This window comes from Staphylococcus sp. TCBT05 (assembly GCF_055179755.1).
On record NZ_JBUQDQ010000038.1, the window covers coordinates 466,576 to 480,123 of the forward strand.

Here is a 13,548-nt window from a genome sequence, read left to right on the forward strand (position 1 = left end):
TTATTTAACTCCTTTCAGACTCATTACTTGCTCAAGAATTTGTACTGCGTTCAATGCTGCACCTTTCAATAAGTTGTCTGAAGTACACCAAACATGGAATGTATTATCTAAAGAATCGTCTTTTCGGATTCGACCTACAAATATTTCATCTTTACCAGTAGAATGAATCGCTAACGGGTATTCATTTTTTTCTGGGTTATCGACTAATACGACACGTTCGTCCTGTTCAAATAATTGTTGAATCTCAGCAACAGACGTATCTTTGTTTAATGTCACACTCATGTGAACACTGTGACTATCTTGTACAGGAACACGTACACATGTCGCCGTTACTTTTAAATCATCATCTTTTAAGATTTTTCTTGTTTCATCGATCATTTTTTGTTCTTCTTTCGTATAACCGTCTTCTAAAAATACATCAATATGTGGTAATACGTTATTATAAATAGGGTGCGGATAAGCTTCTGGTTCTTTACCATTTGCGCCTTCAGCTAAATCTTGTTTACCCTTAACACCTGAACCAGAAACAGCTTGATATGTGGTATAAGCTACACGGTTTAAACCAAACGCTTCTTGTAAGACTTTTAAAGGAACTACAGATTGAATCGTTGAACAGTTTGGATTTGCAATAATCTTACGCTCTAACACTGGTTCATTAACTTCTGGAACGATAAGATCAATACCTTCCGTCATTCTCCATTGACTTGAATTATCGATAACGATTGCTCCTGCTTGTTCAAAAATAGGGGAGAAGTGTTCACTTGTGCTACCACCTGCACTCATTAATACATAGTCGTAGTGTTCATTTGCTGCTTCCTCTGTTAATTCTTGTACAGTATATGTGTTACCTTGGAATTCTACCTGTTGACCTGCTGAACGAGCTGATGAAAATAACACTAATTCATCATATTTAACGCCTTTTCTATCTAAAGTCTCTAACATGTTTCTTCCTACTAAACCTGTTGCACCTGCTACTGCTAATTTTGTCATAATTTATACACTCCATTTATAATTTAATTTTATAAAAATTTTAGAAAATTCAGATTTCAAAAGCTTTATATAAAGCATGTACCGCGCGCTCACCGTTATCTGCATCAATCACACTTGAAATACTAATTTCTGAAGTTGTAGTTTGGTAAAAAGGAATATCGTTTTCAATTAATGTAAGAAATGCTTTTGAAGCGACACCTGACATATCACGCATACCTGAACCGATTAATGAAATTTTGACATAGTCTTCATTAATTTTGAAGTCTAAAGCACTGTATTGTTCAGTCAATGATTCAAAAATATTAGTAATTTGTAATACATCTGTATCTTTTATAGTAAAGGACATTTGTAGTCCTTCCAAGTTAATAATTTGAGAAATCATATCAACATTAACAGACCCCGCTTCTAATTCATTAAACAATGCTGTTAACAAATTGTTATCGGGTAGGGGATAACTGATTGTTACATGCATCATATGTGTGTCTAAAGCAACGCCTGTTACCGCTTTTTTCTCCAATATCTCAGTTTGTGGCATAATCCATGTTCCTTTCACATTTGATAAAGTTCTTCCTAAATATAGTGGAATATTATAATTATTAGCGAGTTCAACACTTCTTGTTTCCAACACGCCAGCACCTAAAGCACTCATTTCCATCATCTCTTCATATGAAACATAATCCAAACGCCTTGCTTCTTTATATAACCTAGGATCTGTTGCATAAACGCCGTCTACATCCGTATAAATTTCACACGGTGTTTGATTGCTAGCTGCTAAAGCTACTGCAGTCGTATCTGAACCTCCACGACCAAGTGTTGTTATCTCCAAGTCGTCATTGACGCCTTGGAATCCAGCGACTACTAACACATCGTGATGGTTAAACGATTGATTAAACGTTTCGGGGTCAATTTCAGCAATTCTACTCTTCAGATGATGTCCGGTCGTTTTAATACCTGCTTGATAACCGGTCATCGCTCTTGCCGAAACACCGATATCATTCAATACCATCGAAAGGTAAGAAACAGTCTGTTGTTCACCCGTCGTAAGTAACAACGCTAATTCTTGATCCTTAGGCGTAGAAGTTAATGATGATACATTCGCCATTAACTCATCTGTGGTTTTACCCATTGCACTTACAACTACAATCAATTGTTCTCCTTGTTCCACTCTATTTTTTAACATTTCAGCTATGCTTTTAATTTTAGTAAAATCACTAACTGAAGAACCTCCAAATTTTAAAACACTTCTTTTCAATTTCTATATCCTCCTCAATGATAGGGGAGAATCACAGTAATATAAAAAAAGAACAAGTCCGGAGTTGCGAACCTGTTCATTAATATATACAAGTGATGCACTCCATTATTTAAAAATAATGACAGACTCTTAGCTCTTAACCATAAAGTCCAACGTGTTATAAGCTGCTATTATAACTGTTTCGGCATCTCACCCTTTCAAAATTAGCTGCTAGCAGACAGGTTCTACTAAAATTTACTAATGATTGATGCGCCTCATCAAAACTATTTAATTTTTGTTTATGATTCACATTATACATAGGGTTATATGTCATGTAAACTGCTTTCAACAAAGTTTTTCTAATTTACTGAAAAATTAAACTATATAATTTCCATTTAACTTTAATAGTGTATTATTTAACTAACTAATTAGAATTCTTCATAATTATCCGGATCTTGTCCTTTTAATCTACCATCTGGTTGTGTTAAATTATCAATTTTTTCTAGGTCTTCATCTGTTAATGCGAAATCAAACACATCTTTATTTTGTATTTGTCTGCTAATAGAAGTAGATTTTGGAATTGGAACGACGCCGTTTTGCACATGCCATCTTAAAATAATTTGCGGAATTGTTTTATTGTACTTTTCAGCAATCGTAGCAATATTTTCATCATTAATAACAGTTGATGCTCGTCCCAGTGGACTCCATGCTTCTGTAACAATACCTTTTTCTTTGTTGAATTGAATCATTTCTTTTTGATTAAAGTAAGGATGTAGTTCGATTTGGTTAACAGCAGGTAAGACACCTGTTTCACGTTCAAGTGTTTCAATATGTTCTTGTGTAAAGTTACACACACCGATAGATTTAATTAAACCTGCTTTTTGAGCATCGATTAATGCTTTCCAAGCTTCAACATATTTACCTTGTTTAGGATTAGGCCAATGAATTAAATATAAATCAATGTAATCTACATTCAAACGATAAATTGACTCTTGAATTGCTGTTAAAGCAGCATCATAGTCTTGATAACGTCCTGGTAATTTAGAAGTGATAATAATTTGATTTCGAGATACATGACTTATTTCTATCGCACGTCCAACTGTACCTTCATTTTCATAATTATAGGCAGTATCAAGTACTCTATAACCTTGATTAAGGGCATTTACTATAGCATGTACACCTTCAGATCCATTTAATTTGTATGTACCAAAACCAATTTGTGGCAATACTTGGCCATCAAGCAAATTCAAATTTTTCATAAACTTATTCCTCCTATTTACTTTGTCAATGTTGATTATATAACTCAACATTATCTATTTAAAATAATTTGCCTACACAAAGTAATATTAAAAGGGGAGACAAACAAAAAACGCAGTTATCAAATACATTAATTTGCACTGATAACTACGTTACTTACTAATTAAAATTATTTATTTAAAACGCCTGTTTCCTTTAAATATTCCTCATATGGAATTTCTTTAGAAACAGATCCTTCTGGATTTAAATCGATGACACGATTTGCAATCGTATTTATAAATTCAAAATCATATGATGTAAAGATAATTGAACCTTTAAATGATTTCAATCCATCATTCACCGCTGTAATACTTTCTAAATCTAAGTGGTTAGTAGGTTCATCAAGTAACAATACATTCGAACTTGATAGCATCATTTTACTTAACATACAACGCACTTTTTCTCCACCAGATAAAACATCTGCTTTTTTCTTAACTTCTTCACCACTAAACAACATACGTCCTAAGAAGCCACGTAAGAAAGTTTCAGTCTGTTCATCTTCAGGTGCATATTGACGCAACCAATCAACTAAGTTCATATTTACGCCTTCGAAGTATTCAGAATTATCTTTTGGTAAGTAACTACGTGATGTTGTTACACCCCATCTAACAGAACCTTCGTCTGGTTCCATTTCTCCAGCTAATATTTTCAGTAAAGTTGTCTTAGCAATTTCACTATCACCAATTAATACCGCTTTGTCATTTGGATCCATTGTAAATGAAATATTGTCTAATACTTTCACACCATCTACAGTTTTAGATAGGTTTTCCACAAACAATAAATCATTACCGATTTCACGTTCAGGTGTGAAGTTAACAAATGGATAACGACGTGAAGAAGGTTGAATATCTTCTAATTCTATTTTTTCTAATTGTTTCTTACGACTTGTAGCTTGTTTTGATTTTGATGCATTGGCAGAAAATCGTGCTACGAAATCTTGTAGTTCTTTGATTTTTTCTTCTTTTTTCTTATTTTGATCTTGTGCCATTTTCATAGCTAATTGGCTAGATTGATACCAAAAATCATAGTTACCAACGTAGACTTTAATTTTACCATAATCTAAATCTGCAATATGAGTACATACATTATTTAAAAAGTGTCTATCATGCGAAACAACGATAACTGTATTTTCAAAATTAATTAAGAAGTCTTCTAACCAGCTAATCGCAGGAATATCTAAGCCGTTTGTAGGCTCATCTAGTAATAACACATCTGGTTCACCAAATAAACTTTGCGCCAATAACACTTTTACTTTTTGATTATTTTCTAACTCAGACATCGTTTTATCTTGTAAATCTGCTGAAATACCTAGACCAGAAAGTAGTGTGCCTGCATCAGCTTCAGCATTCCAACCATCCATTTCAGCAAATTCACCTTCTAATTCCGCAGCGCGGATACCATCTTCATCGCTGAAATCTGGTTTCATATAAATTTCATCTTTTTCTTTCATCACTTGATATAAACGTTCATGTCCTTTAATAACAACATCTATTACACGTTCTTCTTCATATGCGAAATGATCCTGTTTCAAAATAGCTAAACGTTCATTTTTCCCTAAAGATACATGTCCTGTTTGAGCATCTAACTCACCAGATAAAATCTTTAAAAAAGTGGATTTCCCAGCACCATTTGCGCCAATTAAGCCATAACAATTGCCATCTGTAAATTTAATATTTACATCTTCAAATAATTTACGATCACCAAATCGTAAACTTACATCAGTAACTTGTAACATGTATTTACTCCTTTATTCGTTAATCTACCGGACAAATTATAACACAATTAACTTGGACTTTCGACCATTCTCGATGGAGTAATGCTTGTTTGTGTTATGCGTGTTATAATAATATAGAATAAATTTATGTACGAAGGAGAAAAGTATGGCCAGAGACGAAAAAGATATTGTAGGCTCAATTGAGTTTTTAGAAGTAATCGGTTTAGAAGGATCTACTTATAAATTAAAAGGACCTAACGGCGAAGAAGTAAAGCTCAATCAATCTGAAATTCAAGATGATGATGAATTAGAAATCGGTGAAGAATATAGTTTCTTCATTTATCCAAATAGATCAGGAGATTTATTTGCCACACAAAACATGCCTGATATTACGACAGATAAGTATGATTTTGTAAAAGTATTAAAAACAGACAGAGATGGTGCACATGTTGACGTAGGTTTACCTCGTGAAGTATTAGTACCATGGGAAGATTTACCAAAAGTTAAAACTGTCTGGCCGACACAAGGTGACGAATTACTCGTTACATTAAGAATCGATAGAGAGAAAAATATGTTTGCACGTTTAGCATCAGAGACAATCGTCGAAAAAATGTATACGCCTGTACACGATGAATCATTACAAAATAAAATAATAGAGGCAAGACCATACCGTTTATTAAGAATCGGTAGTTTCCTATTATCAAAAGAAGGGCATAAAATTTTCGTTCACGAATCAGAACGTAAAGCTGAACCTCGCTTAGGCGAAAATGTCGAGGTACGAATTATTGGTCACAATGACAATGGCGAACTTAATGGGTCATTTTTACCATTAGCCCATGAACGTTTAGATGATGATGGACAACATATCTTTGACTTATTAGTTGAATACGATGGAGAATTACCGTTTTGGGATAAATCTAGTCCAGAAGCGATAAAAGAGGTGTTCAATATGAGCAAGGGTGCATTTAAACGAGCAATCGGACATTTATATAAACAAAAAATAATTAACATTGAAACAGGAAAGATCTCTTTAACTAAAAAGGGATGGAGTAGGGTAGAAGACTAAACCCCGCCACAAAGAAGACAATATAATAGATAAATATTTATATTCCCAACCGAAATACACTACAAATTTGTAGTGTATTTCGGTTTTTTTATTAACATTTACTATTTTCAACGTAATCTCTGTAATATTGCACACACCTAAAAATGTATTAGAAACCGCTAAATGACAATGTTTTCAAGTACATTTAAACACCTGAAATATTTCAATTATAAATTTTGTAAATAACATCAACATTTTCTTAACATATCTTTTACATTAAACTCATTTGTAATTAATAAACGATGTGTAGTATAGGGATTGTAAGAACTACATATAAAACACATATGGGTTATTTATCTATTAGGAGGATGTTTCAATGAAAAATTGGCAATTAGTTGGTACTACAGTAATTGGCGCTTCACTTTTATTAGGTGCTTGTGGTGGCGGTAATAGCGGCTCAGGCGAAGGTAAAGGTAGCGGGGAAGTTAAAGGCGATGGTTCGTCAACAGTAGGCCCTATCATTGAAAAATTAAATGAAAAATTCGCAAAAGATAATAAAGATGTAACAGTATCTAACGGTACAGCTGGTACTGGTGGAGGATTTGAAAAATTCATTTCGGGAAATACTGATTTCTCAAATGCTTCAAGACCAATAAAAGATGAAGAAAAGAAAAAATTAGAAGATAAAGGCATCAAATATGATGAATTCAAAATTGCACAAGATGGTGTAACAATTGCAGTAAATAAAGAAAACGACTTTGTAAATGAATTAACTAAAGAACAGTTAAAAGAAATTTATTCTGGTAAAGCAAAAACATGGAAAGATGTTAACTCTAAATGGCCAGACAAAGAAATCAAAGCATTTTCACCTGACCAATCTCACGGAACTTATGACTTCTTCACAGAAGAAATTATGGACAAAGGTGATATTAAAGCAGAGAAAAATGCCGATACAAACGTAATTGTTTCATCTGTTGAGAAAAACAAACAAGGTGTTGGTTACTTCGGTTATAACTTCTATCAACAAAATAAAGATAAATTGAAAGAAGTTAAAATCAAGGATGACAACGGTAAGTTAACTGAACCAACTAAGAAAACAATCCAAGATGGTTCTTATGCATTAAGTAGACCATTATTCATCTACACAAACGAGAAGAAATTAAAAGATAACAAAGGATTCCAAGATTTCATGAAATTTGTCATCGATGACAAAGGTAAATCAGCTGAAGATGCAGGATTCGTCGCTTTACCTAAGAAAGACTACAAAGAACAAAAAGATAAATTAGATGACATCATTGGTAAAGAAAGTAAAAAAGAAGATAGCAAAAAAGAAGACAAATAAGTATTAAAACATATTTAAAGGTTGGGATTCTGGATTAGGGGTGACAAAGTGGTCTATGTACCACTTTGTCAATCCAATTCCTTGTTCAATACATCTAATAATTATAGCGTGTGCTGTTATGTTTTTACTGACGCTTAAATTAACGGATGTGAACATCCCAGCCTTTATTCATATTTGGGAGTTTAATAGAAAGAAGGGAAATTTATGGCAAATCAGAACCTTTCAGTAAGTGAAATGATCGCTAAAAATAATGCTAATAAAAAAGGAATAAGCAATAAACTTGTTCCAATTATCTTGGGAATTATTGCATTGTTTTCAATCCTCACTACTGTCGGCATAATCGTAACATTACTAACTGAAACAATTACATTCTTCACACGAGTTCCAATTACAGATTTCTTATTCACTAAAGATTGGAATCCATTTTCTTCTAATCCAGAATATGGTATTTGGGCTTTAATCTTAGGAACGTTAAAAATTACCTTTATCGCTACGATTGTTGCAGTACCAATTGGTTTAGGAGCAGCATTATATTTAAGTGAATATGCATCGCAACGTTCTAAAAAAATCATTAAACCAATCTTAGAAATACTGTCAGGTATTCCAACAATTGTATTTGGTTTCTTTGCATTAACATTTGTAACACCGTTACTAAGATCAATTTTCCCAGAGTTGGGTAGTTTTAACTCAATTAGTCCTGGAATTGTCGTTGGTGTAATGATTATTCCACTCATTTCAAGTATGAGTGAAGATGCTATGTCATCTGTACCTAATAAAATGCGTGAAGGTGCATTAGGATTAGGGGCTACAAAATTTGAAGTTGCAACGAAGGTTGTATTACCGGCTGCCACTTCTGGTATCATGGCTTCAATTGTATTAGCAATCTCTCGTGCAATTGGAGAAACGATGATTGTATCACTTGCTGCAGGTAGTACACCAAATTCAACATTAGAGTTAACAGGTTCAATTCAGACAATGACTGGTTACATTGTTCAAGTTGCTACAGGTGATGCTACATTTGGTTCAGATATTTACTACAGTATCTATGCGGTTGGTTTCACATTGTTCTTGTTCACTCTTGTAATGAACTTAATATCTCAATGGATTACGAAACGCTTTAGAGAGGAGTATTAATATGGAACAAGTGAATAATAATTCAAAATCGTTAGTTAACCAAAATACAGTCGAGAAAAAACTATCTAGTCGATTAACAAAAAATAAAATTAATAAATGGGCATTTTTCGGTTGTACGATGATTGGATTACTCGTATTGGCCGTCCTATTAATAGATACACTAATCAAAGGTGCAGGTCATTTAACACCTTCATTCTTTACTAATTTTTCATCTTCTACTCCGTCAATGGCAGGGGTTAAAGGTGCATTGATTGGTACGATTTGGTTGATGATTACAATTATTCCTATCTCAATTATTTTAGGAGTTGGTACAGCAATTTACTTGGAAGAGTATGCAAAGGATAATGCATTCACAAACTTTATTAAAGTTTGTATCGCTAACCTTGCAGGTGTACCGTCAGTTGTATTCGGTTTACTTGGTTTAACAATTTTTGTGAGAGGTATGGGCGTTGAGGCTTTAGCATTAAGTAACTCAGTACTTGCTGCAGCATTAACAATGTCACTATTAATCTTGCCAGTAATTATCGTTGCCAGCCAAGAAGCTATTAGGTCCGTTCCAAATTCTGTTAGAGAAGCTTCTTATGGATTAGGTGGTAATAAATGGCAAACTATTCGCCGTGTTGTATTACCAGCTGCTATTCCTGGAATCTTAACTGGGTTTATCTTAGCGCTATCTCGTGCATTAGGTGAAACAGCACCGTTAATATTAATCGGTATACCAACCGTATTATTAAACTTACCGTCAAGCATATTCGATCAATTCCAAGCACTACCAATGGCAATTTATAATTGGGCGAAATTACCTCAAGATGAGTTCCAAAATGTTGCTTCTGCAGGAATTATCGTCTTACTCATTATCTTATTATTAATGAATGCTATCGCTATATTCTTAAGAAATAAATACAGTAAAAAATATTAATCATAGAGAGACTAAATTGGGAAAATTGCAAAGCTTTATCAATATTTGCAAACAGTCTGAATAAAAGGAGTTTTAATTATGACTAAAAATGATATTATCGAAGAAAAATCAGCACTAGATGCTCACACAGATCACGACGCAACGCCTGTGACTACAATCGAAGCTGAAAAGAAAGACAATAAAATTCCAGATAGCGAAAAGAAAATCGTGTACTCAACTAAAAATTTAGATTTATGGTATGGTGAAAATCATGCACTAAAAAATATTAATCTAGATATTTTAGAGAATAATGTAACAGCAATTATCGGTCCATCAGGTTGTGGTAAATCAACTTATATCAAGACATTAAACAGAATGGTAGAACTTGTTCCAACTGTTAAAACAGCTGGTAAAATCGTATACCGTGATCAAAACATTTTTGATGAAAAGTATTCAGTAGAAAAATTAAGAACTAATGTCGGAATGGTATTCCAACAACCTAATCCATTTCCTAAATCAATTTATGACAATATCACTTATGGGCCAAAGATTCACGGTATCAAAAATAAAAAAGTACTTGATGAAATCGTAGAAAAATCACTTCGTGGTGCAGCAATTTGGGACGAACTAAAAGATCGTTTAGATACAAATGCTTATAGCTTATCAGGTGGACAGCAACAACGTGTTTGTATTGCCAGAACATTAGCTATTGAACCAGACGTAATTTTAATGGATGAACCAACATCTGCATTAGATCCGATTTCAACATTGAAAGTTGAAGAACTTGTTCAAGAGTTAAAAGAAAAATATTCAATCATCATCGTGACACACAATATGCAACAAGCAGCTCGTGTTTCTGATAAAACTGCCTTCTTCTTAAATGGTTATGTAAATGAATATGATGACACTGATAAAATCTTCTCAAATCCATCAGATAAACAAACAGAAGATTATATCTCAGGTCGTTTTGGTTAATATGCCTATGGCCGTAATTAGACATAAATATGAAGGTCAACTCGAAGACCTAATCAAAGATTTACGTCGCTTAGGTATACAAGTGTATCGCCATATCGAATTTGCATTAAACTCTTTAAGTGAAGAAGATAGAAATTACGCGAGACAAATTATTGAAAAAGATAAAGAAATAAATCAACAAGAAACCAATATAAATGAAAAGGTAATCATGTTAATTTCAAAGCAACAACCTATTGCTTCTGATTTGAGATTGATGATGGCTTCATTGAAAATTGCATCTGATTTAGAACGAATAGGTGATAATGCTGCAAGTATCGCTGAAATCAGATTACGTGCCAAAATTATCGATAATTACGTGTTAACACGTTTAAATACGATGGGGAAATTAGCATTATTAATGCTTAAAGATTTAGACGATGCTGCAAAAAGTAATGATATCACCTTAATCAAAGAAATCATTGAACGAGACGATGATATAGACGACTTATATAAAAACATCGTTAATACAACTTATTTAATTGATAACGATCCATTTGTATCAGGTCAAGCCCATCTTGCTGCGAGACACTTAGAACGAATAGGTGATCATATTTGTAATGTTGCAGAAAACATATACTTTTTCATCACTGGAAATAGGTACGAATCCTATAATAAATAATTTAAACAATATCATCCAACTAATAGAATATAATATAATCAATAACCAAATTTGAAATTCATATAATTAATCCTATGAAATATAACCTAATAAAAAGCAAGTAAATGATTTTTTGTTCATTTACTTGCTTTTTTATTATAGAAAAAAACCATACGCAATGCGTATGGTACAGTATTTACAAACCAGTAAATTGTAACGCACTTGTTAGTGACGGGCACACATTATGTCTATCTACGTATATTTTTATTTTATATCACTTTCGCAGTTAGTTAATTTATTGGTCAGTAGCTTCTATTTCATCGGTAAGTTGCTCTAATTCATTTACTAATTTACCTATATATTGAATTGTCGCTCTCAATGGTTGATCGGTAGTAATATCTATACCCGCAATGCTAGCTAAATCAGCAGGGGACTTACTTCCTCCAGCGCGTAAAGTATCTAACCATTGCTCGACTGCAATCTGTCCTTCATTTTGTATTCTTTGCGACATAACAGTACCAATTGTTAATCCTGCAGAATAAGTATAAGAATAGAGACCCATATAATAGTGTGGTTGTCTCATCCAAGTCAATTCAGCACCTTCAGTTAACTTCACACTATCACCAAAGAATTGACTATAAACATCTCTCATTATTTCATTAAGTTGTGGTGCTGTAAGTGATTCACCTACATCAACTTTATTATATACTTCACGTTGATATGCAGCTTCTAATAAATGTGTAACCATATTATGATAGTATGTTCTTGAAACGATTGAACCAATAACCCAACGTTTAAATTTCGGATCATCACTATGTTCAAATAGATAGTTTGCCATCAACATTTCATTCATAGTTGATGGGGCTTCAACAAAATACATAGACGCTTCAGATTCTAAATAATTTTGTTGGTGTTGGGCTAATGTGAAATGGCCAGCATGACCTAATTCATGAGCTAATACAAATGTTTCAGTCATTTTACCGGTCCAAGAGATAAACACATATGAGTGTGATGCATATGGACTTGCACAATAGGCACCCGTTTCTTTACCTTTATTCTGGGCAAAATCAATCCAACGATCCTCATATGCAGTTTCTACCATATTAAGGTAATCTTTACCTAACACATTCAACGCACCATAGATATAGCGCTTTGAATCTTCAATTGAAATCTCAGGCTCAAATTCAGGATCTATTGAGACCTTTAAATCTTCGAATTTCATTACGTCTAGGCCATGAACACGTTTGAGTAACTTAGCATATTTTTGCATAATAGGAGCTAAATCGCTCATAATAACATCAATTTGTCGGTCAAACATATCACGTGTGACTTCTTGGTCTTGCAATAAATAGTCTATAACCGAGTCATAACCACGTAAATCAGCTTCAATTTTTTCCTGTTGAACCTTCATATTATAAGTTGCAGCAGTCGTATGCTGATATTTTTTCAACGCCTCACTAAAATGCTTAAAGCTCTTTGTTCTAAATGACTCATCCGGATTATCTTCATATTCATTTTCAAATGTTGCATAGTCTAATGGATATGACTGACCATTGTGTTCAAAGGATTCAAAATCAATATCTAACATTTTAGTAATACCATATAATTCATAAGCGCCATCCAATGTAGGGGATAAACTCGCTAAAGTTTTTTCAACTTCAGGTGCTAATAGATAAGGTTGTCTATGCTTTAATTTAGTTAAATAATGAGGATATTTTGAAGTTGAAATAAGTTGAGCCAATTGATTACTATTAAGTTCTAAAATTTCTGATTCTACAAATGCTAACTCACTTGCAATCTTTCCATAACTTGTAGAAAATTTCGAACTTAATGTTTGAGCTGTAGGATTTGTCGTATCAACACTTAGTCTTAATTCAGCAAAATTTGCCATTTTGTCTAGATTTATCAGTATGTTTGCATATTCATCTAATGCTGTTTCAATTAAATCTATGTCTGTTAAACGTCCACTGTAATTTTGATTAAACGCTTTAGCATCTGTTATGGTCTGTTCAATCATTTCATAAAATTGTTGATCTGATAAGAACAAATCTGTAGTGTCCCAAGTTTCATTTGTAGGGACATCATTTCTAAAAGGTAATGCTTTACCCATGTTAACAACTCCTTTATCACTACGTTATATCATACATATTTCATTATACATGAATTTAATGTTTAAAATACAATGCGAGGCATTAACCAATTCGAATCAGATTAAAGGAACATGTAAGGCATTTTATTTATATAGAAGATTTTAATTCAGAAAATATATTAAAAATTATATTTGAC

11 protein-coding genes and 1 riboswitch are annotated in these 13,548 nt (G+C 33.1%); of the genes, 6 read left to right on the forward strand and 5 right to left on the reverse strand.

Going from position 1 to position 13,548, the window contains the following annotated elements; all coding sequences use genetic code 11:
* The 4 genes from ACY191_RS09405 to ACY191_RS09420 all read right to left on the reverse strand — a co-directional run bounded on the left by ACY191_RS09405 (position 1) and on the right by ACY191_RS09420 (position 5,252).
* The gene (locus tag ACY191_RS09405) at positions 1-990 is read right to left on the reverse strand and encodes an aspartate-semialdehyde dehydrogenase (protein WP_107527353.1); all 990 of its coding nucleotides are present in this window, start codon (positions 988-990) and stop codon (positions 1-3) included.
* A gap of 49 nt (positions 991-1,039) precedes the next feature.
* Positions 1,040-2,242 (reverse strand): aspartate kinase, encoded by a 1,203-nt coding sequence (locus tag ACY191_RS09410; protein WP_229367188.1) that lies wholly within the window; start codon positions 2,240-2,242, stop codon positions 1,040-1,042.
* An 87-nt stretch (positions 2,243-2,329) separates the two neighbouring features.
* A riboswitch (Lysine riboswitch) is annotated at positions 2,330-2,508 on the reverse strand.
* 141 nt (positions 2,509-2,649) lie between these two features.
* Entirely contained in the window at positions 2,650-3,480 is an 831-nt protein-coding gene (locus ACY191_RS09415) for an aldo/keto reductase (protein ID WP_229367187.1), read from the reverse strand.
* Between the two features lie 167 nt (positions 3,481-3,647).
* On the reverse strand, positions 3,648-5,252 hold the full coding sequence (locus ACY191_RS09420; RefSeq protein ID WP_042738725.1) for an ABC-F family ATP-binding cassette domain-containing protein: 1,605 nt from the start codon (positions 5,250-5,252) through the stop codon (positions 3,648-3,650).
* 145 nt (positions 5,253-5,397) lie between these two features.
* Between ACY191_RS09420 and cvfB the strand changes: the two genes are divergently transcribed.
* The 6 genes from cvfB to phoU all read left to right on the forward strand — a co-directional run bounded on the left by cvfB (position 5,398) and on the right by phoU (position 11,283).
* Complete coding sequence (gene cvfB, locus ACY191_RS09425; RefSeq protein ID WP_042738726.1) at positions 5,398-6,297, forward strand: RNA-binding virulence regulatory protein CvfB; 900 nt, start codon at positions 5,398-5,400, stop codon at positions 6,295-6,297.
* A gap of 355 nt (positions 6,298-6,652) precedes the next feature.
* The gene (locus ACY191_RS09430; protein ID WP_042738727.1) at positions 6,653-7,618 is read left to right on the forward strand and encodes a PstS family phosphate ABC transporter substrate-binding protein; all 966 of its coding nucleotides are present in this window, start codon (positions 6,653-6,655) and stop codon (positions 7,616-7,618) included.
* 204 nt (positions 7,619-7,822) lie between these two features.
* Positions 7,823-8,752, forward strand: coding sequence for a phosphate ABC transporter permease subunit PstC (pstC, locus tag ACY191_RS09435; RefSeq protein WP_042738728.1), 930 nt, complete (start codon positions 7,823-7,825; stop codon positions 8,750-8,752).
* Position 8,753: 1 nt separating this feature from the next.
* Positions 8,754-9,671, forward strand: a complete 918-nt coding sequence (gene pstA / locus ACY191_RS09440) for a phosphate ABC transporter permease PstA (RefSeq protein ID WP_229367186.1) — start codon at positions 8,754-8,756, stop codon at positions 9,669-9,671.
* A gap of 78 nt (positions 9,672-9,749) precedes the next feature.
* Positions 9,750-10,625: a phosphate ABC transporter ATP-binding protein PstB gene (gene pstB / locus ACY191_RS09445; RefSeq protein WP_042738730.1), complete on the forward strand. Its 876-nt coding sequence runs from the start codon at positions 9,750-9,752 to the stop codon at positions 10,623-10,625.
* A gap of 7 nt (positions 10,626-10,632) precedes the next feature.
* On the forward strand, positions 10,633-11,283 hold the full coding sequence (phoU, locus tag ACY191_RS09450; RefSeq protein WP_042739029.1) for a phosphate signaling complex protein PhoU: 651 nt from the start codon (positions 10,633-10,635) through the stop codon (positions 11,281-11,283).
* Positions 11,284-11,557: 274 nt separating this feature from the next.
* On the opposite strand, the gene pepF is transcribed toward phoU, so the two are convergent.
* Entirely contained in the window at positions 11,558-13,372 is a 1,815-nt protein-coding gene (gene pepF / locus ACY191_RS09455) for an oligoendopeptidase F (protein WP_229367185.1), read from the reverse strand.
* Between the last annotated feature and the right edge of the window lie 176 nt (positions 13,373-13,548).